This window comes from Streptomyces sp. NPDC085481, from assembly GCF_044541845.1.
In the GTDB taxonomy this organism is placed as follows: domain Bacteria; phylum Actinomycetota; class Actinomycetes; order Streptomycetales; family Streptomycetaceae; genus Streptomyces.
In genome coordinates, this window is the sequence record NZ_JBITTJ010000016.1 from 167,429 (window position 1) to 191,653 (window position 24,225).

The 24,225-nt window shown below is 72.4% G+C and carries 18 protein-coding genes and 2 pseudogenes; 11 read left to right on the plus strand and 9 right to left on the minus strand.

Annotation, left to right across the window (positions count from 1 at the left end):
• Positions 1-53: 53 nt before the first annotated feature.
• Positions 54-1,739 (plus strand): serine/threonine-protein kinase, encoded by a 1,686-nt coding sequence (locus ACIGEZ_RS29215; RefSeq protein ID WP_399836781.1) that lies wholly within the window; start codon positions 54-56, stop codon positions 1,737-1,739.
• Positions 1,740-1,760: 21 nt separating this feature from the next.
• Here the strand turns inward: ACIGEZ_RS29215 and ACIGEZ_RS29220 are convergent.
• Positions 1,761-2,030, minus strand: a pseudogene (locus ACIGEZ_RS29220) (phytase); the annotation flags it as partial.
• Between the two features lie 270 nt (positions 2,031-2,300).
• On the opposite strand from ACIGEZ_RS29220, the gene ACIGEZ_RS29225 reads away from it, so the two are divergent.
• Together ACIGEZ_RS29225 and ACIGEZ_RS29230 are read left to right on the plus strand one after the other, a co-directional pair.
• The gene (locus tag ACIGEZ_RS29225; protein WP_399836784.1) at positions 2,301-2,966 is read left to right on the plus strand and encodes a hypothetical protein; all 666 of its coding nucleotides are present in this window, start codon (positions 2,301-2,303) and stop codon (positions 2,964-2,966) included.
• A 12-nt stretch (positions 2,967-2,978) separates the two neighbouring features.
• On the plus strand, positions 2,979-3,398 hold the full coding sequence (locus ACIGEZ_RS29230; protein WP_399836787.1) for a molybdopterin-binding protein: 420 nt from the start codon (positions 2,979-2,981) through the stop codon (positions 3,396-3,398).
• 21 nt (positions 3,399-3,419) lie between these two features.
• Here ACIGEZ_RS29230 and ACIGEZ_RS29235 read toward each other — a convergent pair whose 3' ends face one another.
• The 4 genes and pseudogenes from ACIGEZ_RS29235 to ACIGEZ_RS29250 all read right to left on the minus strand — a co-directional run.
• The gene (locus ACIGEZ_RS29235; RefSeq protein WP_399836789.1) at positions 3,420-5,363 is read right to left on the minus strand and encodes an ABC transporter permease; all 1,944 of its coding nucleotides are present in this window, start codon (positions 5,361-5,363) and stop codon (positions 3,420-3,422) included.
• Between the two features lie 99 nt (positions 5,364-5,462).
• Positions 5,463-6,281, minus strand: coding sequence for a molybdate ABC transporter substrate-binding protein (gene modA / locus ACIGEZ_RS29240; RefSeq protein WP_399836792.1), 819 nt, complete (start codon positions 6,279-6,281; stop codon positions 5,463-5,465).
• Between the two features lie 93 nt (positions 6,282-6,374).
• A complete protein-coding gene (locus ACIGEZ_RS29245) occupies positions 6,375-6,770 on the minus strand; it encodes a molybdopterin-binding protein (protein WP_399836795.1) in 396 nt (131 codons plus the stop codon).
• 119 nt (positions 6,771-6,889) lie between these two features.
• Positions 6,890-7,132: pseudogene (locus ACIGEZ_RS29250) on the minus strand (molybdopterin-dependent oxidoreductase); the annotation flags it as partial.
• Between the two features lie 242 nt (positions 7,133-7,374).
• Here ACIGEZ_RS29250 and ACIGEZ_RS29255 point away from each other — a divergent pair.
• Positions 7,375-8,961: a PucR family transcriptional regulator gene (locus tag ACIGEZ_RS29255; RefSeq protein ID WP_399836798.1), complete on the plus strand. Its 1,587-nt coding sequence runs from the start codon at positions 7,375-7,377 to the stop codon at positions 8,959-8,961.
• 21 nt (positions 8,962-8,982) lie between these two features.
• Here ACIGEZ_RS29255 and ACIGEZ_RS29260 read toward each other — a convergent pair whose 3' ends face one another.
• From ACIGEZ_RS29260 to ACIGEZ_RS29270, 3 genes are all read right to left on the minus strand, one after another.
• Complete coding sequence (locus tag ACIGEZ_RS29260; RefSeq protein WP_399836801.1) at positions 8,983-9,381, minus strand: molybdopterin-binding protein; 399 nt, start codon at positions 9,379-9,381, stop codon at positions 8,983-8,985.
• Between the two features lie 34 nt (positions 9,382-9,415).
• Positions 9,416-13,600 (minus strand): molybdopterin-dependent oxidoreductase, encoded by a 4,185-nt coding sequence (locus ACIGEZ_RS29265; RefSeq protein ID WP_399836804.1) that lies wholly within the window; start codon positions 13,598-13,600, stop codon positions 9,416-9,418.
• Between the two features lie 210 nt (positions 13,601-13,810).
• A complete protein-coding gene (locus ACIGEZ_RS29270; protein WP_399836807.1) occupies positions 13,811-14,296 on the minus strand; it encodes a carboxymuconolactone decarboxylase family protein in 486 nt (161 codons plus the stop codon).
• Positions 14,297-14,493: 197 nt separating this feature from the next.
• On the opposite strand from ACIGEZ_RS29270, the gene ACIGEZ_RS29275 reads away from it, so the two are divergent.
• The 6 genes from ACIGEZ_RS29275 (at position 14,494) to ACIGEZ_RS29300 (ending at position 21,044) form a co-directional block, all read left to right on the plus strand.
• Positions 14,494-15,372: an RNA polymerase sigma-70 factor gene (locus tag ACIGEZ_RS29275; protein WP_399836809.1), complete on the plus strand. Its 879-nt coding sequence runs from the start codon at positions 14,494-14,496 to the stop codon at positions 15,370-15,372.
• A 47-nt stretch (positions 15,373-15,419) separates the two neighbouring features.
• Entirely contained in the window at positions 15,420-16,019 is a 600-nt protein-coding gene (locus tag ACIGEZ_RS29280; RefSeq protein ID WP_399836812.1) for a hypothetical protein, read from the plus strand.
• 61 nt (positions 16,020-16,080) lie between these two features.
• Positions 16,081-18,117 carry a DNA helicase RecQ gene (recQ, locus tag ACIGEZ_RS29285; protein WP_399836814.1) on the plus strand — a complete coding sequence of 679 codons (2,037 nt, stop codon included), beginning with the start codon at positions 16,081-16,083 and terminating at the stop codon, positions 18,115-18,117.
• Between the two features lie 187 nt (positions 18,118-18,304).
• Positions 18,305-19,651, plus strand: a complete 1,347-nt coding sequence (gene gdhA / locus ACIGEZ_RS29290) for an NADP-specific glutamate dehydrogenase (RefSeq protein ID WP_399836816.1) — start codon at positions 18,305-18,307, stop codon at positions 19,649-19,651.
• Positions 19,652-19,839: 188 nt separating this feature from the next.
• Entirely contained in the window at positions 19,840-20,403 is a 564-nt protein-coding gene (locus ACIGEZ_RS29295) for a hypothetical protein (protein ID WP_399836818.1), read from the plus strand.
• Positions 20,404-20,417: 14 nt separating this feature from the next.
• The gene (locus ACIGEZ_RS29300; RefSeq protein WP_399836821.1) at positions 20,418-21,044 is read left to right on the plus strand and encodes a hypothetical protein; all 627 of its coding nucleotides are present in this window, start codon (positions 20,418-20,420) and stop codon (positions 21,042-21,044) included.
• A 133-nt stretch (positions 21,045-21,177) separates the two neighbouring features.
• On the opposite strand, the gene ACIGEZ_RS29305 is transcribed toward ACIGEZ_RS29300, so the two are convergent.
• Positions 21,178-22,830: an FAD-dependent oxidoreductase gene (locus ACIGEZ_RS29305; RefSeq protein ID WP_399836824.1), complete on the minus strand. Its 1,653-nt coding sequence runs from the start codon at positions 22,828-22,830 to the stop codon at positions 21,178-21,180.
• Between the two features lie 233 nt (positions 22,831-23,063).
• Here ACIGEZ_RS29305 and ACIGEZ_RS29310 point away from each other — a divergent pair, with 233 nt between their 5' ends.
• Positions 23,064-24,188, plus strand: a complete 1,125-nt coding sequence (locus ACIGEZ_RS29310) for a SchA/CurD-like domain-containing protein (protein ID WP_399836826.1) — start codon at positions 23,064-23,066, stop codon at positions 24,186-24,188.
• Positions 24,189-24,225 lie beyond the last annotated feature (37 nt).

Below are 24,225 nucleotides of genomic sequence, written 5' to 3' on the forward strand. Positions count from 1 at the left end.
GACAGGGCGGCCACCCGCCGGCCTGTCACCGGGACCCCCTACGATGACCGCCCATGAGCACGAGTGACGACCGAAGACCCCTGGTCGACGGACGGTTCCGCCTGATCTCCCGCCTCGGCAGCGGCGGCATGGGGACCGTCTGGCGAGCGCGCGACATCGCCCTGGACCGCGACGTCGCCCTCAAGGAGGTCCGCCCGCCCGACCCCGCCGTCGAAGCGGCGAACCCCGGATTCGCCGCGCAGATGCGCGAACGCGCCGTCCGCGAGGCCAGGGCCCTGGCGCGGCTGTCGAACCCGCACGTCGTCACGATCCACCACATCGTCGAACCGCAGGACGGCTCGCACCCGTGGATCGTGATGGAGCTCGTCGAGGGCCGCTCCATGGCCGAGCGCCTCGCCGAGGGCCCGATGCCGGTTGCGGAGGTCCTCGCCGTGGGCCGCGAGGTCCTGTCCGCCCTGCGGGCCGCCCACAGCGCCGGCATCCAGCACCGCGACGTGAAGCCGGCCAACGTGCTGCTGCGCCCCGACGGCAGCGCCGTGCTCACCGACTTCGGCATCGCCGTGTTCAGTGAGGCGACGACCCGGCTCACCTCCACCGGCGACCTGATCGGTTCCGCCGAGTTCATCGCCCCCGAGCGGGTGCGGGGCGAGGAGGGCAACCCGGCCTCCGACCTGTGGTCGCTCGGCATGCTCCTGTACGTGGCGACCGAGGGCCACCACCCGCTGCGCCGCGCCACCAGCCTCGCCACGGTGGTCGCGGTGCTCGACGACCCGATCCCGGCACCCGTGAGGTCCGGCGCCCTCGCACCCGTACTCGCCCGGCTCCTGGTACGCGATCCGGCGCTGCGGCCCGACGGGGCCCGGCTGGAGGAGCTGCTGGCGGCGGCCGTGGGGACGCCGTCCGGCCCGTACGCCCCGCCGAACCCCCATCCCCACCCCCATCCCCATCCTCACCCCGCCTACGGGCCCGCTCCCGTGCCCACGGCGCCGAGTGGAGGCTTCGGACCGCCCGTACCGCCCCACACGCTTCCGTCCCGGCCGCCCGTCCGGCCCCGTCCGGGCGGGTCCGGCCGGCGCGTGGCGGCCGTCGCCGTCTCCCTCGCGCTGACGACCGCCGTCGTGGTCGGCGTGGTGAACATGCTCCCCGACGGTGGTGGCGCGAACGACGGGGCGAAGGGCGGTTCGACGCCGAGCAGCAGTGGCGGCACCCCGAGCCGGGGGACCGGCACGGGCAAGGACTCCCCGCCCTCCCCGCTCTCTCCGAGCACGGCGCCCGCGTCCGGTGGCACCCTCCTCACGACAGAGCGGGTCCGCACCGTCATCGAGGCGTTCCGGAAGGCCACCGGGACGACGACGATGAAGGAGCTGACGATCTACGAGGAGTACGCCCTGGCGGACATCCCGACCCGGCCGGGAGCGAAGACCTACGACCACTACGAGTACCGGGACGGCGCCGTCCGCAGGACCGGCCCCGGCGGCACCATCGACTCCGGTTCCGCCGACGACCAGCCGGTCGACGTCGCCGCCATGCCCTGGGACAGCCTGCCCACGCTGATGAAGCGCGGGGAGCGCGACCTCAAGGTGGAGAACCCGAACATGCGCTACGTCATCGTGGGCCGCTGGACCTTCAACGACGACCGCCCGACGCTGCGCTACTACCTGATCAACGAGTACCTCGCCACCGGCTACCTTGCCGCCGACACCGGCGGCAAGGTCGTGTCCAGCCACCCCGCGACCTGACGACGCGGGAGCGGGGTCCGGTCAGTCGTCCAGGGCGTCCAGGACGTCGCCGAGGTCGACGAACCTGAAGCCGGTCGCGTCGCGTTCGCCGTCCTCAGGGCCGGCGTGGCCGTCCTGGACGACGAGCAGGCCGTGCGGGTACTTCGCGCCGAGCGGGGCGTTCAGGGCCGCCGCGCCGTCGCACTCCTCCGAGCCGTCGAGGACGCCGTCGGCGGCCGTGACGCGGAAGCCGCCCTCGTACTCGTCACGGTCGCCGGTCTCGCGGTCGTAGGCGGCGAACGTGTCGTCGCCCCCCCGCCAACGAACATGGCATGACCACTTCCTGCGCCGGCGTTCGCCGGAATCCACTGCGTTTCCGACCTCGCATATGTCAGGTCTCAGTCCGCAAACGCCTCATAGATGCGTACGGAATTCCTGCTACGGTACGCAGCTGCCGCCCACCGCACTGGGCCGCACCCCCTGCGGAGATCCGAGGAGATGGATCCCATGCACCCTGCTCACCACTGCCGTTGCCGCCCCCTGGGCCGGGCTCTCGCCCTCGTGGCGGGAGCGGCGCTCGCCGTGACCGTCCCGTTCGCCGCGTATGCCGACTCCGTCGGCGTCACCGTCCGCACCCCCGGGTCCACCGCCGGCCCCGCGGCCACGTTCGCCGAGATCAGCACCGACGCCGCGTGTTCCAGCGGCCTGATCTCCGGCGGCGGCATCAGCCAGACCATCGGCACCGGGACGACCTCCAACGGCAACAAGATCAACGGCACCGTGCCCAGCCCCGAGGGAAGCACCGAGTACCTCGGTTCCACCGGGGTCGTCGGCACCGACGTCACCCACTGGCTCGGCATCGGCGGCAGCGGCGGAGCGGTCAACGCCTCCTTCTCCAGCACCCCGTACGCCATGTGCTTCAGCAGCGGCCTCGTCGGCCGGTCGTCCCGCTGGTGGCGAGAGCCACTTCTCCACCACCGTGGCCGGCGTGTCATCAGTGAATCAAGGGACGGCCTGGTGGGACGACTGGATCCGGACACGGAAACCGGCCACGGTGGCCTCTGCGGGTGCGGTGATTCACCCAGGAGTCAGCGCGTCCCGTCACCCCCGCCGCTACGGGCTGCGAGCGGATCGCGACCATTCGGCTGGTGGATGCGACGCACGTCGCCGGACACGTTTCCCGGTCCAGTAGCGTCGGCCGTGAGGCAGGTCACAGAAGTGGTCCCTGTTCCGATTCCGGCTTTGTAAGGCGTGTGCTCCATGACCCTGTCCATCCGTAACCAGATCCCCGGGACCGTCACGGCCGTCACCACCGGCGAGGCCATGGCCTCGGTGAAGGTGCGCCTGGCCGGTGGCCAGGACATCACCGCCGCGATCACCGCCGACGCCGTCAAGGACCTGGGTCTGGCCCGGGGTTCCTCGGTGAAGGCGCTGGTGAAGGCCACCGAGGTCGCGCTCGCGACCGGCCGCGTCGACGGCATCTCCATCCGCAACCAGCTCGCGGGCACCGTCACCGAGGTGGCGACGGGCGGGGCCATGGGCTCCGTGAAGGTCTCCGTCGACGGCGGCGAACTGACGGCCGCGATCACCAAGGACGCCGTCGAGGACCTCGGTCTGAGCGCCGGCACGTCCGTCGTCGCACTCATCAAGTCGACCGAGATCTCCCTCGCCTCCGCCTGATCGCCCCCGGCGGCGCGCTCGTCAGCGGGCCACCACCGTCGCCTCCGTCGCCTTCACGCTCGTCCACACGGACACCCCGTCCGCGAGGCCCAGTTCGGCGGCGGACTGCGGGGTGATCTCGGCGACGAGATCGGGGGTCTGATCGGAGGTCACGAGCACGCGCAGTCTGCTGCCGCTCGTGGTGATCTCCCGTACGGTGCCCGGCCAGACGTTACGAGGGCTGCCGCCGGGCTTCTCGCGGTGCACCGCGACCGCCTCCGGCGGGATGACGGCGAGGGCCTCGGTGCCGGGCGGCAGGGGGTCGGCGGTGATCAGGGTGCCGCCTCCGGCCAGGGCGAGGCCGTCGGCCGTGGCGGTGCCGGACCAGGCGTTGCGGCCGAGCATGCGCGCGACCCACGGGGAGTGCGGGTGGCGGGTGACGTCGGCGGGGGAGGCGTCCTGCAGGGCGCGGCCCTCGTCGAGGACGAGCACGCGGTCGGCGAGGGAGACCGCCTCGACCGGGTCGTGGGTGACGATCAGGCAGACCCCGCCGAAGCCGGCGAGGTGGGTGCGCAGGGTGTGCCGTACGTGCGCGCGCGTGGTCTGGTCGAGCGCGGCGAGCGGCTCGTCGAGGACGAGCAGCCGGGGGCGGGCCGCGAGTGCCCTGGCCAGGGCGACCCGCTGGGCCTGTCCGCCGGAGAGCTGGGCGGGGCGGCGGTGGGCGAGATGGCCGACGCCGAGCCGGTCGAGCCAGCTCTGTGCCGTGCGGCGTGCCTCGGCGCGCCCGACGCCCTGGGCACGCAGTCCGTACGCGGTGTTGGCGAGGGCGCTCATGTGGGGGAAGAGGGCGCCGTCCTGCGGGACCCAGGCCACCCGGCGCCGGTGCGGCGCGAGGTCGGTGACGTCGAGGTCACCGAGCCTGAGGTCGGCGTGGGCCCGGGGAGTCAGGCCGAGCAGGGCCCGCAGCAGGGTGGTCTTGCCGGCCCCGTTGGGGCCGACGACGGCGATGGTGGTGCCGGGCTCGGCGTCCAGGGTGAGCCGGGTGAAACCGGTGACCTCGGCGCGCAACGACCAGCGCTCCCGCTCCGGCACGGGCCGGACCTCCGCGCCGGCGGGCTCCGGGACCGCCGAGGCCGCAGGGGCCGTGTCCGCCGACGGCACGGCGCGCCGGGTGCGGTCGGCGGGCGTTCCGGTCCAGCGTCCGCGCAGTGCGACGAGGACGACCATGGCGATGGCGAGCAGCAGCAGGGAGACCGAGGTGGCGGCCGCCGGCTCGTCCTGGAGCAGGAGGTAGACCTGGAGCGGCAGGGTCTGGGTGGTGCCCGGCAGGTTCCCGGCGAAGGTGATCGTGGCGCCGAACTCGCCGAGCGCCCGCGCCCAGGTGAGCGCCGCGCCCGCGATCAGGCCCGGCGCGACCATGGGCAGGGTGACGGTGAAGAAGACCCGGACCGGTGTGGCGCCGAGCGAGGCCGCCGTCTCCTCGTACCGCGGCCGGAGCCCGCCGAGGGCGCCCTCCAGGCTGATGACGAGGAAGGGCATCGCGACGAACGTCGCCGCGAGGACGGCGCCCGAGGTGTGGAACGGCAGGGTGATGCCGAGGGCGTTCTCCATCCACGGCCCGAGCAGCCCGCGCCGGCCGAAGGCGAGCAGCAGCGCGACACCGCCGACCGTGGGCGGCAGCACCATGGGCAGCAGGACCAGGGAGCGTACGACCGCCTTCCCCGGGAAGCGGACACGGGCGAGCAGCCAGGCCAGGGGGACGCCGAGCAGCAGGGACAGGCCGAGCGCCCAGAACGACACCACGAGGGACAGGCGCAGCGCCTCGACCGTACCGGGGGAGGAGAGGTGGCCGGCGAGCTCGCCCCACTCGGTACGTACCAGGATGCCGAGCAGAGGGAGGGTCAGGAACGCCACCGCCACAAGCGCTGGCAGCGCCAGCGTGAGGGGCGGACGGGCGCCTGACGTACGGCGGCCTGCTCGTTTCATGGATGATCCCGAAGATGCGGATGGACGACGAAGGGGCTGTCCGCTCCCCCGGGACGGACAGCCCCTCCCTGTGAGAGTGGTCTGAGTGAACTGACCCGGTTACGGCTTCTGGAAGCCCGCGTCCTGGAGGATCTTCTGCGCCTCCGGCGTGCTCAGCCACGCCACGAACGCGGCCGCGGCTTCGGCGTTTCCGGAGTCCTTGATCGTGGCGGCCGGGTACTCGGCTATGGCGTTCTGCGCGTCCGGGATCTCGACGGCGTCGACCTTGTCCTTGGCGCTCTCGGCGTCGGTCTTGTAGACGAGACCCGCGTCGGCCTCGCCCAGCTCGACCTTGCTGAGCACGGCGCGGACGTTCGGCTCCTGGGAGACCGGCTTCACCGTGATCTTCTGGGCGTCGAGGACCTTCTTGCTGTACTTGCCGGCGGGCACCTCGGGAGCGGCGAGGACGACCTTGAGCTTGGTGTCCGCGAGGTCCTTCAGGTCGTCGACCTTGTGCGGGTTGCCCTCGCCGGTGGCGATGACGAGCCGGTTCCTGGCGATGATCACCGGAGTGCCGGTGTCGGCCTTCACCTTGTCCATGCTCTTGGTGTCGGCGGTGACCAGGGCGTCGGCCGGGGAGCCCTGGGCGACCTGCGCCACGAGCTCCTGCGAGCCGGCGAAGGAGAAGGTGATCTTCGTGCCCGGGTGGGACTTCTCGTACGCGGCGCCGGCGGTCCTGAACACGTCGGTGAGGGAGGCCGCGGCGAGCACCGTCAGGTTCGCCTTGGGCGCGGCGCTCGCGGACCCGGACGCGGTGGACCCGCCGGTGCCCTTCTTGGTGTCGTCCTCGTTGCCGCAGGCGGCGAGCGGGACGAGCAGGGCGGCGGTCAGGACGGCCGCGGCGGCACGACGTCTGGTCGGGGTGAGATTGACGGACATCAGGTCTGAACTCCTTGGGGACGAGAAGAAGATGCGAGGGCGGGGCTAGCCGGTCGCGCCGACGGCCGCCGTCGCCCGGTACTGCGTGAGAGGTCAGGTGCGGTCGATGTGCACGCTGGTCGACTTCACGCGGGCGGTGGCCTGCATGCCGACTTCCAGTCCCAGCTCCTCCACGGCCTCCCGGGTCAGGAGCGAGACGAGACGGTGTGGGCCCGCCTGGATCTCGACCTGCGCCGCGACGTCGCCGAGCTTGATCGCCGTGACGATGCCCGGGAAGGCGTTGCGCGCCGAGGTGTACGACGCGTCGTCCTCGCCCGTGCCGCTCTGGGCGACCTCCACGGAGAAGGCGGCCAGCGCCTTGCCGTCGATGAGACGGCGCCCGCTCTCGTCGCGGTGGGTGGTGACCCGGCCCGCGTCCGCCCACCGCCGTGCGGTGTCGGGGCTGACGCCGAGCAGACGTGCGGCCTGACCGATGGTGTAGGACTGCATGTGCGACACCGTAGGGCGATCAGGCTCGCATCTGCAAGAAAGCTGTAGGTCCCTCCATCACGTGTGCGAGTGCTCTTGGAGGAACGGCCGACGTCAGGTGCCCGAACTGCCCTGACGTCTCACCCCTCGGATACGCGGGGCGGGCGGCAGGTGCCGATCCAGATGCCGGTGACGGCGCTGACGTAGCGGGCGCCGCAGCGGTCGGAGGGCACGACGAGCTGGGTGCCGGATGCGTCGAGGGCCTCGTCGTCCATCCGGGTGACGAGCAGCACGGGAGCGTCGCCGAAGTCGGCGTCGATCTCCGCCCACGACAGGACGGTGTGGTGCCCGTCCCCGCCGCTCACGGCGAGCAGGAAGTGCGAACCTGCGGGATTCGGATCCCCATGAGCCGGCTCAGCGCACCGCCTGCCGGTCTCATGTGCCAAGGGTGAGGGGGCCGTGGGAAGCCACGACGCGGCGGGGCGGTCCGCTGGATGAACAACCGAGAGGCATTCAGTCCCGGCGCCTATGCATTTACGATGGGCCAACTCGTATTCGCCTCGTAAATGTGAGGTGCGGGCTAACTCGGTGGATGCCGGCCCGCGACCGCGCAAGGAGCTCCCGTATGCACGTCGACCATCTCCTCCGGCTCGAACGCCTCGACCTCTCCCTCGTCTGGGGCGACCAGTCGCTGCTCGGCCAGGAGATCGCCGGGGTCACGGCGACCGACCTGGAGGACCCGGCCCGGTTCCTGCAGCCGGGGGAGATCGTGCTCAGCGGCCTGGTGTGGTGGAACCGGGAGGACGGCCGGGACAAGGCCGACCGTTTCGTCTCCGCGTTGCGCGAGGCCGGGGCGGTGGCGCTGCTCGCGGGTGAGGAGACCCACGGGGAGGTGCCCGGCGAACTGGCCGAGGCCTGCCGCAGCCACCGGATCGCCCTGCTCGGAGTGCCCGCGCACACCAGCTTCCGGGCCGTCACCGAAGCCGTCTACCTGCGCCAGTGGGGCGAGCTCAGCCGCCGTCCCACCGACCACTACGCGCTGCCCGAGAACGTACGCGCCGAGCTCGGCCGCGAACTGGAACGCGGCGCGCCGGCCGGCGAGCTCCTCGACCGGGCCTTCGCCCACCTCGGCATGCCCGCCTGCTACCTGCTGACCGGCAGCGGCCGTACGGTCGCCCGCACCGCCACCGCCGCCGTACTCCCCGCGCAGCGGGCCGCCGGGCTCCTGCGCGGGTCGCACGGCACGACGCTGCGCGTCGAGGCCGACGACACCGCCTTCGACGCCTGGCACCTGCACCTTCCAGACGAGAGCCAGGCGCCGCCGCGGGTCCTCCAGGAGATAGCCGAGCTGCTCGGCAGGCACCGGCGCCGCCACGACCGGCGCCAGGCCGCGCGCGGACACGCGTACGCGGAACTCATGGCGCTCGTCGGCGCCGCGTACCCCGAGGCGAACGCCGTCCAGAGGGCGCTGGGCGCGTGCGGACTGCCCGACAGCGGTCCGTACACCGTGATCGTCGCGGCACTCGAACCGGCCGAGGAGGGCAGCGGGAGCGGCGCCGCGCTCACCGAGGCGCTGCGCCATCTGCCGTCGGCCGCCTACGCGTTCGCCGTGGCCGATCGTCCCGGCGGTGAGGCGATGGCCGTCGTCGCCCGGCACGAGGAAGGACACGGCACGGAGGGCACAGAGGGCACGGAGGGTGCAGCGGACGTCCGCTCCGGGCTCGACGTCCGCGCCGAGCTGGCCAAGGTGTGGTCCCTGCTGCACGCCTGCCACCCCGAGGCGGCCCTGCACGCCGGCGTGAGCGAGCCGGCCGCGGCCCCCGCCGATCTGGGACGCGCCGTCGGGCAGGCCCGTTACGCCCTCGCCTCCGCCCGTACGGTGCACCCCGGCACCGCCCACGTGTCGGGCGTCGGTGACCTCTCCGGTCTCCAGCTGCTCCTCGCGGGGATACCCGGCGACGTACGGGCCGTCTACCGCGACAGCGTGCTCGGCCCGCTCCTGCGGACCGGACGGGCCTCGAACGCCGTGCTGCTGGAGACGCTGGAGGTCTTCCTGGCCAACAACTGCTCCTGGGCCAGGACCGCCGAGGCCCTGCACCTCCATGTGAACACGGTGCACTACCGCATCCAGCGCATCGAGAGCCTCACCGGCCGGGACCTGTCCCGCCTCGACCAGAAACTGGACGTGCACGCGGCCCTGTTGTGCCGCTGAGGCCTCGGCCTGACGAGCGGGTCAGGGCAGGTCGATGTGCACGTTCGTCGACTTCACCCGGGCCGTGACCGTGACGCCGACGTCGAGGCCGAGCTCCTCGACGGCTTCCCGCGTCACGAGCGAGACCAGCCGGTGCGGGCCCGACTGGACCTCCACCTGCGCGGCCACGTCGTCGACCCGTACCGCCGTCACGATCCCCACGAAGGAGTTGCGTACGGAGGTCGGGACGTCGTCCTCCGGTACGGCGAGCTGGCCGGCGCCGCGCTCCTTGGCGAAGCGCGCGAGGCTCACGCCGTCGATCACCCGGTTGCCCGAGCCGTCCCGGTCCATGCGCATCCGACCGCCGTCCGCCCACCGGCGAACGGTCTCCGAACTCACTCCCAGCAGCCTCGCGGCCTGCCCAATGCTGTACGACGGCACACCCGCACTCTAGGCCACGGCCGCCCCGGGGCTCTCAGTAGACGTCGCGGACATAGCGCCGGTCGGCGGCCATCTGCTCGACGTAGGCGGCGGCGTCGTCCTCGCCCATCCTGCCGTGGCGGGCGACCAGCTCGCGCAGGGTCACGTCGACGTCCTTGGCCATGCGGGCGGCGTCGCCGCAGACGTAGAAGTGCGCGCCGTCCTGGAGCCAGGACCAGAGGGCGGAGCCGTGTTCGCGCATCCGGTCCTGTACGTAGATCTTGTTGCGCCGGTCGCGGGAGAAGGCGACGTCGAGGCGGTCGAGGTGGCCGGAGGCCCGGTACGCCTCCAGGTCCTCGCGGTAGTAGAAGTCGGTGGCCTCGCGCTGCTCGCCGAAGAACAGCCAGTTCCGCCCGGAGTGGCCGCGGGCCAGCCGGTCCTCCAGGAAGCCGACGAAGGGGGCGACGCCGGTTCCCGGGCCGACCATGATCATGGGGGTGGCGGGGTCGGCCGGCGGGCGGAAGCCCGGGGAGCGCCGCACGAAGACCTGGACGGGACCGTCGTCGGCGCCGTCGGCGAGGTAGCTGGAGCACACGCCCTTGCGGTCCCGGCCGCGGTCGTTGGCGTAGCGCACGACCGACACGGTGAGCCGGACCTCGCTCGGGTGCGCGAGCGGGCTGGAGGATATCGAGTAGAGGCGCGGCTGCAGGCGCTTGAGGACCCCGGTCCACTCGGCGGCGGAGGCGCGCAGGGGGAAGGCGCCGATCAGGTCGGCGGCCTGGAGCCCCCAGCTCCACTTGGCGAGTTCGCCCTTGTTGCCCGGGCGAAGGAGCCGCTTGAGGTCATGGCTCCCGGTGCGCTCGGCCACGAACCTCAGCAGGTCCGGGGTGATACGCGCGATGTCCAGACGGGTGCGCAGGGCCTCGGCCAGCGCGACCGGACCCGCGCCGCCCACGTCTACCGGGTCCTCCGCATCGAGGCCGGTCAACGCCAGCCACTCGGCCACCAGACCGGAGTCGTTCGCCGGCCACACACCGAGGGCGTCGCCCGCCTCGTACGCGAGCTCGCCCCCGCGGGTGTCGAACGCGAACTGGCGGACCTCCTTCCCGGAGCCCGGGAGGCTCAGCAGCCGGTTCCCGACGAGGAGCGTGGCGAAGGGCGACGCCTTGGTGTACGCGGCCGGGCGCGCGCCCGAGCCGCCTCCGGGGGGAGCGGGAGCCGGGGGCGACGGGGCGGTCAGCGAGGCGAGCACGGCGGTCAGCCAGGCGTCGGAGCCGCCCTCGTGGTCGGGTTCGCAGTCCGTTCGGGGATGGAGACGGGTGGCGCCGAGTTCGGCGAGCCGCTCGTCCAGCCGGCGGCCGTGCCCGCAGAAGTCGTCGTAGGAGGAGTCGCCGAAGGCCAGGACGGAGAAGCGGACCCCGTCCAGACGCGGGGCGTCGGGGGCGCTCAAAGCCTGCCAGAACCCGGCGCCGTTGTCCGGGGCCTCACCGTCCCCGAACGTACTGGTCACCACCAGCAGATCGGAGCCGGGAGCGATCCGCGCGGGCTCGGCCTCCACCATGGGCACGAGCGAGGGGACGCACCCGGCCTCGGAGAGGCGGACCGCGGCTCCGGCGGCGAACTCCTCGGCGGTGCCGGTCTGCGAGGCCCACAGGACGAGCACGGGGCGCCCCGCCTTGGGGCGCGGGTCGGCGGTAGTGCCGCCGGATACGGCTCCGGCCATGTCGCCGTGGACGGCGCCGGGTATGCCGGCGCGGGAGTACATCCCGGCGAGCACCCCGTCCACCCACAGGGCGTGGGCCGGATCGAACGGCGCGGAGGCCGGAAGCACCGGGACGCGTCCGTCGGACGGCGTGCCGGAAAGCCCCGTCAGGTATCCCGCGAGATAGCGCCGCTCCGGCTCGGTGAGCGGAGGCGGGGCCAGGTCCCCGACGCCGAACACGGCCGCGAGCGAGGGCGCGTGCGCACTCGCGGCGGCGGGCGGCGCGGCAGCGGCGGGCGGCGCGGCGGCAGTAGCAGGCGGCGCGGCGGCCGCGTCCGGCACCGGCACCGGCGCGGTCGTCTTGGCGAGCGTCACCGCGCACGCCTTGAACTCCGGCTGGAAGGAGATCGGGTCGACGGCGTCGTTGGTGACGGCGTTGATGCTGAGGTATTCGCCGAAGAGGTCGTTCCAGTGGAACGGGGCGAAGCAGTCGCCCGGCCGGACCCGGTCGGTGACGACGGCGGGCAGGACGGCGCGGCCGCGGCGCGAGGCGATCTCCACGTGCTCGCCCTCGGTGACGCCGAGCGCGAGCGCGTCCTCGGGGTGGATCTCGACGAAGGGGCCCGGGTTGAGCTTCGCGAGCTTGGCGACCTTGCCGGTCTTGGTGAGGGTGTGCCACTGGTGCTGGAGTCGCCCGGTGTTGAGGACGAACGGATAGTCGTCGTCGGGGAGTTCGGCCGCCGGAAGGTGCGGCCTCCCGAAGAACCGGGCGCGTCCGCTCGCCGTGGGGAACACCAGGCGGGGGCGGCTGCCGTCCGCGCGCTCCAGGAGGTTCTGGCTGACGCCGTCGTTGAGGTAGCGGACCGGGTTGCGGTCCGGGCCGTCGCCGGTCGGGGCCGGCCACTGGACGGGGGTGGTCCGCAGCCTCTCGTAACCGATGCCGCGCAGGTCCCAGCCGGTCTGGGGGTTCCACGCCCGCTTGAGCTCCTCGAACACCTCCTCCGCGCAGGAGTACGTGAAGGCCTCGGCGAAGCCCATCTCGCAGGCGACGCGCGCGATGAGCTGCCAGTCGGGCAGCGCCTGCCCGGGCGGGTCGACGACGCCCTGCACGAGGGTCAGGTTCCGCTCGGAGTTGACCATGACGCCGTCCGCCTCCGCCCACAGCGTGGCGGGCAGGACGACGTCGGCGTACGCGTTGGTCTCGGTCCCGGCGAAGACGTCCTGGGTGATGACGAGTTCGACCGCCTCCAGGGCGGCGATGACGGTCCTGCGGTTGGCCACCGAGGCGACCGGGTTGGTGCACATGATCCAGCACGCCTTGATCGCCCCGGCCGCCATCCGCTCGAACATCTCGACCGTGCCGCGCCCTACGTCGGTACGCAGCGAGCCCTCGGGGATGTTCCACAGCCGCTCGACGAAGGCGCGGTCGGCGTCGACCAGCACCGACCGCTGCCCGGGCAGCCCCGGACCCATGTAGCCCATCTCGCGGCCGCCCATGGCGTTGGGCTGGCCGGTCAGCGAGAACGGGCCGGAGCCGGGACGGCAGACGGCGCCGGTCGCGAGGTGCAGGTTGACCAGGGCGTTGGTGTTCCAGGTGCCGTGGGTGGACTGGTTCAGGCCCATCGTCCAGCAGCTCATCCACTCGCCGGCCTCGCCGATCCACCGTGCCGCCTGCCGGATGTCCGCCTCCGCGAGACCGGTGATCCCGGCGACCTTCGCGGGCGGATAGTCGGCGAGGAAGGCGGGCATCTGCTCCCAGCCGTCCGTGTACTCGGCGATGAACTCCTCGTCGGTGTGGCCGTTCTCGACGAGCAGGTGCAGCAGTCCGTTGAGCAGGGCCAGGTCCGTGCCGGGCCTGATCCGGAGGAACAGGTCCGCCTTGTCGGCGGTGGCGTTGCGCCGCGGATCGACCACGATGAGCTTCGCGCCCGCCTTGACGCGGTCCATCATGCGCAGGAACAGGATCGGATGGCAGTCCGCCATGTTGGCGCCGATGACGAGGAACGTGTCCGCGCGGTCGAAGTCCTGGTACGAACCGGGCGGGCCGTCGGCGCCGAGCGACAGCTTGTAGCCGGAGCCGGCGGACGCCATGCACAACCGGGAGTTGGACTCGATCTGGTGGGTGCGCACGAAGCCCTTGGCCAGCTTGTTCGCCAGGTACTGCGCCTCAAGGGACATCTGCCCGGACACGTAGAAGGAGAGGGCGTCGGGCCCGTGTTCGTCCAGGAGCGCGCGCAGCCGGCCCGCGACGGCGGTCACGGCCGCGTCGACGTCCGTCGCGACCGGCTCGCCGCCCCGCTCCGTCCGTACCAGCGCCGTCGTGACCCGGCCCGGGGCGGCCATCATGTCGGCGCTGGTGGCGCCCTTCGTGCACAGCCGGCCGGAGTTCGCCGGATGGGCCTTGTCACCGGAGGCCTTCACGGCGCGCCGCAGACCGGTGGCCGGGTCGCGCGCGATGTCGAGGACCACGCCGCAGCCGACCCCACAGTACGAGCAGACCGTCCGAACAGTCCCGGCCTGCGAGTTCCGCGACGTCACCGGCACTCCTCCCCGTCGACAGCCTTCCGGCCGCCTGCCGCGTTCGGCAGGGCGGCGGGTGGGAAGTCTCCCACGCCACGACCGTAGGAACGTCCGGTTTCCGGACGATCACGTCCTCGGCGTACGGGGGGTTACGACGCACGCACGGTTCCCGCCGGGGCCTCGTGAGATCGTGCGCGGGCACGACGCACACGAGGCCCGGCGGCGGTCTCAGCTCGTCAGGCCGGCGAACATGCCGGGCTGGTAGGACCCACCCTTGTTGCGCACGATCACGCCGAGCCGGTTGGCCGCGTTGATCATGGCGACCAGATAGACGAGCGCGGCGATCTGGTCGTCGTCGTAGTGCTTGCGCACCTCGGCCCAGGTCTCGTCGGAGACTCCGGTGTGGGCGTCGGCGAGCCGGGTGCCCTCCTCGGCCAGCGCGAACGCGGCGCGCTCGGCCTCGGTGAACACGGTGGACTCACGCCAGGCGGCGACCAGGTTGAGCCGGACCGCCGTCTCGCCGGCGGCCGCGGCGTCCTTGGTGTGGAGATCGAGGCAGAATCCGCAGCCGTTGATCTGGCTGGCGCGCAGCATCACCAGCTCCTGGGTGTCCCGGGGGAGCGGCGACGACTGGATCGCCTGGCTGACGCTGGCGAACCGCTTGCCGAGCCTGGCGCTGAGCTCGTTGGTCATCAGGTTGAAACGGGGTTCCATCTCTTCGTCCTCACTCGTGGACCCGAATGCCGCGGAGCGTTCCCGCGGCGTCCTTGCGACCACGAGACGCCGGCGCCCCGATCCGTGTGACAGCGCCCGGATGTGACCTGCGCCACCGGCCCGCGGTGTCACAAAGCGGCGGCGGCCGGCGTCCTGTGCGCATGGCACGCTCGGCAGCGAACAGAGGGGAGTCGGTCATGAGCGAGTACGGCGATGCGGCCACGGAGGTGTTCGTGACCCACCGGAACCTGCTGTTCACCGTCGCCTACGAGATGCTCGGCTCGGCCGCCGACGCGGAGGACGTCCTTCAGGAGACCTGGCTGCGCTGGGCGGGCGTCGACCTCGGCACCGTACGGGAGCAGCGCGCGTACCTCGTGCGGATCGCCACGCGCCAGGCGCTGAGCCGGCTGCGGACGCTCGCCCGTCGCAAGGAGTCCTATGTCGGCCCCTGGCTGCCCGAGCCGCTGCTCACCGCCCCGGACGTCGCCGAGGACGCCGAGCTGGCCGACAGCGTCTCGATGGCGATGATGCTGGTCCTGGAGACGCTCACACCGACCGAGCGGGCGGTGTTCGTGCTGCGCGAGGTGTTCGACGTGGAGTACGACGAGATCGCGCAGGCCGTGGACAAGACCCCGGCCGCGGTCCGCCAGATCGCCCACCGGGCACGGGCGCACGTCGCCGCGCGCCGCCCGCGGGGGAGTGTCTCCGCGGCGGAGGCCCGCGGTGTGCTCGACGCGTTCCGGCTGGCGGTGGAATCGGGCGATCCGCGGCGCCTGCTCGACCTGATCGCGCCGGACGTCGTCCTCCTGACCGACGGCGGGGGAGTCGTGCGGGCCGCGCTCGAGCCCGTCGTGGGGGCGCATCGGGTGGCCGGCGTGCTCGGCAGGATCGCCGGCACCGCGTCGCTGGAGTCGGCGCAGGTCAACGGGTACCCGGCCCTGATCGTCCGGCTCGAGGGCGCCGTCGACACCGTCATCGCGGTGCGCGTCGACGACGGCCGCATCACCGGGCTCTACGCCGTGCGCAACCCCGCCAAGCTGGCACGCGTGGAGAAGGAGACCGCCGTCAGCCGCTGAGCCCGAAGGCACCCGTCGGCCCGGCGACTTGTGGAAGAGTCGCTCCCATGCCGATATCCACGATGCGGCGGCGCACGCGTGCCGCCATGGCCGTTCTCCTCCTCCCGGGTGCCGCCTTCGCGCTGACCGCGTGCGGTGAGCAGCGCGTGACGGACCCGGTGGCGGCCGGCTCGGTCCCGTCGCCCCGCCCCACGGCCGCCGGCGCCTCGCCGTACGTGGAGCCAGGAGCCGGCGACGGTGCCCCGCACTACCGCGAGAACAACGCCTACCGCCTGCCTGGCGAGATGTCCCCCGCGAGCGCCGAGGACGCGCGGGAGGAGGCCGACCGCATCGAGCCCGTCCTCAGGCGACTCTGGCAGGCCGGGACCTGGGACCCGGAGAGCGTGCGCACGGCGCTGCTCGGGATCGGGTACGAGGAGGAGCGGACCGGCCCGAAGGGGGAGCGGCTCGGCGGGACGCTCACCGTGCGCGCGATGGAGCTGCGCTTCGAGAACGACCACTACGTCAAGCCCGAAGGCGCCCAGGTCGGGGTGCGGGTCCATGACGACGCCTGCGTCACCGCGTTCGTGCAGAAGACCAATTTCGAGGTGAAGACCAACGGCCCGTTCCCCGAGACCGGCTGCTTCGAGCCGCCCGCCGGTCACTGAGGTTGTCCACAGGTTCCGGCGGCCGGGCCGGGGTGTCGGCGCGGGCCGCTAGGCTTTTGGAATGGCCCTCACCGACGCTTCCCCCGAGACCTCCGACGCCTTGCAGGTGCTGCACCGCGTCTTCGGTTACGGCTCCTTCCGCGGCGAGCAGGAGGAGATCATCGAGCAGGTCGTCGCAGGTGGCGACGCCCTTGTGCTGATGCCGACCGGCGGCGGCAAGTCGTTGTGCTACCAGATCCCGGCGCTGGTCAGACCGGGCACGGGCATCGTGATCTCACCGCTCATCGCGCTGATGCAGGACCAGGTGGACGCGCTCACCGCGCTCGGGGTGCGGGCCGGGTTCCTGAACTCGACGCAGGACTCGTACGAGCGGCAGGCGGTCGAGCAGGCCTTCCTCGCCGACGAGCTCGACCTCCTCTATCTGGCCCCCGAGCGGCTGCGCACCGAGGGCACGCAGCGGCTGCTCGACCGGGGCAGCGTGTCGCTCTTCGCGATCGACGAGGCGCACTGTGTCGCCCAGTGGGGCCACGACTTCCGGCCCGACTACCTCGCCCTGTCGATGCTGCACGAGCGCTGGCCGAAGGTGCCGCGGATCGCGCTGACGGCGACGGCGACCGAGGCCACGCACGCCGAGATCGCGGGGCGGCTGGGCCTCGAGGACGCCCGGCACTTCGTCGCGAGCTTCGACCGTCCGAACATCCAGTACCGCATCGTCCCGAAGAACAACGCGCTCAAGCAGGTCCTGGAGCTGATCAGGACCGAGCACGAAGGGGACGCCGGCGTCGTCTACTGCCTGTCCCGGTCCTCGGTGGAGAAGACCGCGGCCTTCCTGGTGGAGCACGGCATCGACGCCGTGCCGTACCACGCCGGCATGGACTCCCGCACGCGTGCGGCGAACCAGGCGCGCTTCCTGCGGGAGGACGGGGTCGTGGTGGTCGCCACGATCGCCTTCGGCATGGGCATCGACAAGCCGGACGTGCGCTTCGTGGCCCACCTGGACCTGCCGAAGTCCGTCGAGGGCTACTACCAGGAGACCGGTCGCGCGGGGCGCGACGGCGAGCCGGCGACGGCCTGGCTCGCGTACGGCCTGCAGGACGTGGTCCAGCAGCGCAAGCTCATCGACGGCTCCGAGGGCGACGAGACGCACCGCCGCTCACTGGCCGCGCACCTGGACGCGATGCTGGCCCTGTGCGAGACGGTCGACTGCCGTCGCGTGCGGCTCCTCGCGTATTTCGGCCAGTCCGGCGAGCCGTGCGGCAACTGCGACACGTGTCTGACGCCGGCCGAGTCCTGGGACGGCACGGTCGCGGCGCAGAAGCTGCTGTCCACGGTGTGGCGGCTGGCCAAGGAGCGGCGCCAGAAGTTCGGCGCCGGCCAGATCATCGACATCCTGCAGGGCAAGAAGACGGCCAAGGTCATCCAGTTCGACCACGACAGCCTCTCGGTGTTCGGCATCGGCGCGGATCTGTCGATGGCGGAGTGGCGGGGCGTCGTGCGCCAGCTGCTGGCGCAGCGGCTGCTCGCGGTGGAGGGCGACTACGGGACGCTGGTCCTGACGGATGCCAGCGGCGAGGTCCTCGGCGGGCGCCGCACCGTCCCGATGCGCAAGGAGAAGGCGCCGGCAGGACCGGCCCGAAAGGAATCCGGGTCGCGCTCCGGAAAGGGCGCCCGCGTGCCGGTCGACCTGCCCGCCGCCGCCGTGCCGGTCTTCGAGGCCCTGCGGGCCTGGCGGGCCGCGACCGCCCGCGAGCAGGGCGTCCCCGCGTACGTCGTCTTCCACGACGCGACGCTGCGGGAGATCGCGACCCTGCTCCCCACCACGGTCCAGGAGCTGGCCACCGTCGGCGGCGTCGGAGAGGCCAAGCTGACCAAGTACGGCCAGGGTGTCCTCGACGCCCTGGCGGAGGCCCACGCCGGCGAGCCCGCCCCGTCCGGCGAGCCCGCCGCGTCCGGCTCGCCTGCCCCGTCCGCCGAGGCGGCTGCGGCGGTCCCGGCGGCCCGTGCACCGAGGGCACCTTCGGCGCCGGTGGAAGAAGAGCCGCCGCCCTTCGACTTCGACGACGCCGAGCCGCCGCCGTGGGACGAGGACTGGCAGTAGCCGGACCACCCGCCGCCGGCGGGCAGGACGACGCTCCGGTCCGCCGCGTCCCGTTCACCGGAGGAGAACGCGCAAGTCGGTCGAGCGCCTGTCGGCGGAGCACAGGATGGGCTGGGAGTCCGGCAGGATGCCTGACGCCGGGTACCGGCAGCCGAGCCTTCGGAGACAGGGAAAGCGAGACACACCCATGAATGTCAGCGCGCACATCGAGGCGGTCTACACGGAGGTCTGCCGGCGTAATCCGGGGGAGGCGGAGTTCCACCAGGCGGCGGCCGAGGTGCTGGACTCGCTCGGCCCGGCGCTGGACCGGCACCCGGAGTACGCGGAGACCGGCATCCTGGACAGGCTGTGCGAGCCCGAGCGGCAGCTGATGTTCCGGGTCCCGTGGGTCGACGACCAGGGTGCCGTTCGGGTGAACCGGGGCTTCCGGGTGGAGTTCAACAGCGCGCTCGGCCCGTACAAGGGTGGGCTGCGCTTCCATCCGAGCGTCAACCTGGGGATCGTGAAGTTCCTCGGTTTCGAGCAGATCTTCAAGAACGCGCTGACCGGGATGGCGATCGGCGGCGGCAAGGGCGGCTCCGACTTCGACCCGAAGGGCCGTTCGGACGGCGAGATCATGCGGTTCTGCCAGTCGTTCATGACCGAGCTCTACCGTCACCTGGGCGAGCACACCGATGTGCCGGCCGGTGACATCGGCGTGGGCGGGCGGGAGATCGGCTACCTCTTCGGCCAGTACAAGCGGATCACCAACCGGTACGAGTCCGGTGTCCTCACCGGCAAGCCGGTGGGCTGGGGCGGCTCCCACGTCCGTACGGAGGCCACGGGTTACGGCGCGGTGTTCTTCGCCCAGGAGATGCTCGCCACCCGCGGTGACGGCTTCGACGGCCGTCGGGTGGTGGTCTCCGGGTCGGGCAACGTGGCCGTGTACGCGGCGCAGAAGGTGCAGGCGCTGGGCGGCCGGGTGGTGGCGTGCAGCGACTCCTCCGGCTACCTCGTCGACGAGGACGGCATCGACCTGGAGCTCCTGAAGGACGTCAAGGAGGTGCGCCGGGCCCGGATCTCCGCCTACGCGGAAGCGAAGCCGACCGCGCGCTTCTCCGCGCGCGGCACGGTGTACGACGTCGCGTGCGACATCGCCCTGCCCTGCGCCACCCAGAACGAGGTGCGTCGCGACGACGCCGTGGCGCTGGTCAAGAACGGGGTCCTCGCCGTCGCCGAGGGCGCGAACATGCCCTGCACGCCGGAGGCGGTGAAGGTGCTCCGGGAGGCCGGGGTCCTCTTCGGCCCCGGGAAGGCCGCCAACGCGGGCGGCGTGGCGACCTCGGCGCTGGAGATGCAGCAGAACGCGGCCCGCGACAGCTGGTCCTTCGAGCAGACCGAGGCCCGCCTCGCCACGGTCATGCGAGACGTCCACACCCAGTGCCGCGCCACCGCGGAGGCGTACGGCGGCAACCCCGAGGACTACGTACTCGGCGCCAACGTGGCCGGCTTCCTGCGCGTCGCGCGGGCGATGACGGCGCAGGGCGTCATCTGAGGTCACCGCCTGCCCCGGGGCGGCGAGGGCCGGCCGGCGAGGACCCGGGAAGCAGTGGGGCGCCGTCGGGCACGGCGCCCCAGGGCCGCGGCGACGTCGCAAGGGACCGCCTCACCCCCGAACCGTTTCAGCCCGGCGCCCCTGGGCAGCCGCCGGGCACAGAGACGAGACCGAAGGGGGCGAGGCCGATGTCGACAGGAGCGATTCTGGCCATCGTCATTCCCGTCGCGGTGGTGATCGCGCTGATCGTGCTCGCCGTCGCCCTGAACAGACGGCGCCGGCAGCGGCTGCGGGAGCAGTTCGGGCCCGAGTACGACCGCACGGTCGACGACGCCGGGAGCAGGCGGGCCGCCGAGTACGACCTCGCATCCCGTGAACAGCGCCACGAGTCCCTGGACATCAAGCCGCTTTCGAGCGGGGCGCGGGAGCGTTACGCCCGGGAGTGGCGCGGGGTTCAGGAGGAGTTCGTGGACCGGCCGGACGGCGCGGTGCACGACGCCGACCGGCTGGTGACCGCGCTCATGCAGGAGCGCGGCTATCCCACGGAGGACTCCGAGCAGAGGATGCGGGACCTCTCCGTGGAGCACGGCCGCACGCTGGAGCACTACCGGGCGGCGCACGAGATCAACGCGCTCAGCTCCACGCCGAAGCAGGCCACCACCGAGCAGTTGAGAGGAGCGATGGTGCACTACCGGGCCCTCTTCGACGAACTCCTCTCCAACGGCAACCAGGCAGGCCCGGGCCGGACCTGAAGCGGAGGCGTGACATGCGTGACCACGACACCCACGAGCAGGCGGACACCGGCCTGTCGACCGAGGACATCGCCGGCCGGCGCGACCGCGGTGAGGAACGGGAACCGGGCACCGAAGCACCACCCATGTACCCCGGCGAAAGCACCGGCACGGGCTCGGCTGCCGGCACCGCGCCGAACGCACGCACCACCGTCGACGATGACACCTCCGCCGCCGATGACACCTCCGCCCCCGACACCTCCGTCGCCACCGAGCGGGCCGACACGGAGGCGGGCAGGGCGGAACGCAGGGCAGACGAGGCGCCCGAGGACGACGACGCGCCCAAGGAGGGCGACGCGCACAGGAAGGAAGAGGCAGCCGGGGAGGACGAGGCCCCCCGCCTGCTGGACGCCGAGGACGAGGAAGCCTTCCGTACCCGCTGGCACGAGATCCAGAGCCTGTTCGTCGACGACCCCCGCGAGGCCGTGCACTCGGCCGACGGCCTGGTCGCCGACGTGATGCAGAAGCTCGCCGGCACTTTCGCCGACCACAAGAGGAACCTCGAAGCGCAGTGGAGCCAGGGCGAGAACGTCGACACGGAGAACCTGCGCATGGCCCTGCGCCAGTACCGCTCCTTCTTCAACCGGCTCCTCACCACCTGAACTCCGCGATCAGGCGCCTCGTCCGTCCGCGGACCCCGCCCGAGGACCCGAAGGAACGACGTCCGAAAGAACGACGTCCGGCCCGGGCTGATGCCCAGGCCGGACGCCTTCCGTCAGCACGCCGCAGGAGCGGTCAGCCGAGGCCCAGGATCGCGGTGAGGACCGCTCCCAGCTCCCCTCGGGGATCCGCCGACGCCCCCTCGGACCGCCAGGCGACGAACCCGTCGGGGCGGACGAGCACCGCACCGTCCGGCGTGACGCCGTGCGACTCGGACCAGTCCCTGTCGTCCGCGGGCGACAACTCCGCGTCCGGCCCGTCGCCGACGCGGTACGCCTCCAGCGGCACCGACAGCTTGCGTGAGACCTCCTCCGCCGCGGCGTGCCACCCACCACCCCCGCTCTCGGAGCTCAGCAGGACCAGGGACCGCTCGTACAGGTCGAGGGTGGAGACCCGGGCACCGGCGCGGTGCACCCACATGTGGGGTGCCCGGCTCCCGGGCTCGCCCGTCAGCCGCAGTGCGTCGGGCACGACCGCCAGCCCCTGGTCGGCCCCCTGGACCGCGCCCTGCGGATAGCGGTAGCCGAGCGCCACGTTGAGGATGCCGCCCTTGCGTCCCGCAGGGCCGCCGGCCCCCGGGGCGTACCCGGGGTGGCTGTGCTCGACCGAACGGGACGAGGCGCGGGCACTCGTCGCCTCGGCGACCGGACGGCGCTCGGCGTCGTACGAGGCGAGCAGGCCGGGGCCGGCCCATCCGCCGAGGACGGCGGCCAGCTTCCAGGCGAGGTTGTGCGCGTCCTGGATACCGGTGTTGGAGCCGAACGCCCCGGTGGGGGACATCTCGTGGGCCGAGTCGCCGGCCAGGAACACCCGGCCGTCCCCGTACCGTTCGGCGACCCGCTCGGCGGCGTGCCAGGGGGCCCTGCCGGTGATCTCCACGTCGAGACCGGGCACGCCCACGGCCCGCCGGATGTGGTCCCGGCACCGCTCGTCGGTGAACTCCTCCAGCGTCTCGCCGTCCTCGGGGTGCCAGGGCGCGTGGAACACCCAGTGCTCCTGGTTGTCCACCGGCAGCAGGGCCCCGTCGGCCTCCGGGTTCGTCAGGTAGCAGACGACGAAGTGCCGGTCGCCGACGATGTCCGCGAGGCCCCGGGACACGAAGGTGATGCTGACGTTGTGGAACAGGTCGCCCCGGCCGGTCTGCCCGATGCCGAGCCGCTCGCGGACGGGACTGCGCGGACCGTCCGCCGCGACGAGGTAGTCCGCGCGGATCGTGGTGTGCTCGCCCGTGTCGCGGCTCTTCACGTGCGCCGTCACCCCGTCGGGGTCCTGCTCGAACGACATCAGCTCGGTGGAGTACCGCAGATCCCCGCCCAGCTCCCGGGCGGTCTCCAGGAGCACCGGCTCCAGGTCGTTCTGGCTGCACAGGCACCAACCGGCGGGGCTGAAGCGGGCGACCCCGCCGCCGGGGTCGATCTCCCTGAACAGCCACTCGCCGACATCGCCCACCAGGCCGGGTGTCTGCAGGATGCCGTTGTTGCGGGCCAGGACGGACGCGGCCTCGTGGATGCGCCGCTCCACGCCGGCACCCCGGAACAACTCCATCGTGCGCACGTTGTTGCCGCGCCCGCGGGGGTGGTACGAGGTGCCCCGGTGACGCTCGACGAGCGTGTGCGGCACGCCGAGACGCCCCAGGAACAGCGAGGTGGACAGACCCACCAGAGAGCCGCCGACGATGAGGACGGGCGTGCGGTGACCGACTGCGCCGGCCTCTTCGTTTCGGTTCATTGATCGCCTCCAGCGTCATCTGTGACGCATGCCAGGGGTGGGATGCAGATTCATGCCCTCCGAGGACCGGTTCGTGCATTCGGGGCACCCGAATGACACGCAGTTCACTCATCCGCCCCGTGGGGCTCGCGCGGATCGCGGAGCACGCCAACGATCGGCACATGACGACCCCGGCCTTTCGGGCGCGGCGGTCACTCCCGACCCTCCCCGAAGAAGAGAAAGAGGTGCGCCGGATGACCACATCGGGACGCATATCGCAGTCGGCGTTCGACGGCTCCAGGCTGCGGGTGATCCTGCTCCTCGACCTGTACGAAGGAGCCCAGCAGCAGTTCCTGGAGGCGTACGAGCTGATGCGCAAGCAGGTCGCCTCCGTGCCCGGACACATCAGCGACCAGCTCTGCCAGTCCATCGAGAACCCCTCGCAGTGGCTCATCACCAGCGAGTGGGAGAGCGCGCCGCCGTTCCTCGCCTGGGTGAACAGCGAGGAGCACGTCGAGACCGTCAAGCCGATGCACAGCTGCGTCCGTGACACCCGGTCGATGCGCTACAGCATCCTCCGGGAGACCGGTCCCCGGCAGCCGCTCACGGCGGACGCGGCGTCCAGGGGCGTGCAGGTGGCGGCCCGCGTGGGCGACGGTGTGGCCCGCCACGCCCTGACCTTCACCGTCAAGCCGGGCTCGGAGTCGAAGGTCGCGGAGCTGCTCGCCGGGTACGAGTCGCCCAAGGCCCAGGTCGACGAGAACACCCGGCTGCGCCGCACCTCGCTCTTCATGCACGGCAACCGCGTCGTGCGGGCCGTGGAAGTGGAGGGCGACCTCCTCGCCGCCCTGCGCCACGTGGCCCGCCAGCCCGAGGTGCGCGCGGTCGAGGAGGCCATCAACCCGTACCTGGAGCAGGACCGGGACCTCACCGACCCCGAGTCGGCGCGGGTCTTCTTCACCCGGGCGGCGCTCCCGGCCGTACAGCACGTGGTGTCCGGCCGGCCGGCCCCCGCGGGCCTGCGGCGGCACGCGCTGTACTACCCGGCCAAGGAGGGCTGCGGCATGGAGCTGGCCCGGCTGCTCGCCCACCAGGACGCGGCCGCCGCCGACGACCCGAAGAGCCCCGTGTACGGCAGCACCGTCTTCCAGCGCGACGACATCGTGGTGCGCCTCATCGACATCACGGCCGACCTCGACCTCGACCCCCTCGCCTCGCTGGGCCTCAAGGGCTCCAAGAAGGCCGCGGAGCTCGAGCGACTGCTCGACGGTGCCGCGATCGGTGTCGAGGGCTCCCTGGCGACGGACCGCAACATCAACCGGCTCCTGTCGCACGCCGACATGCTGCCCGTCACCGACCGCAGCTCGGCGGATTCCTGACCGGGCGGCCGCGGCCCGGGCCGCGGCCGTTCCCCGC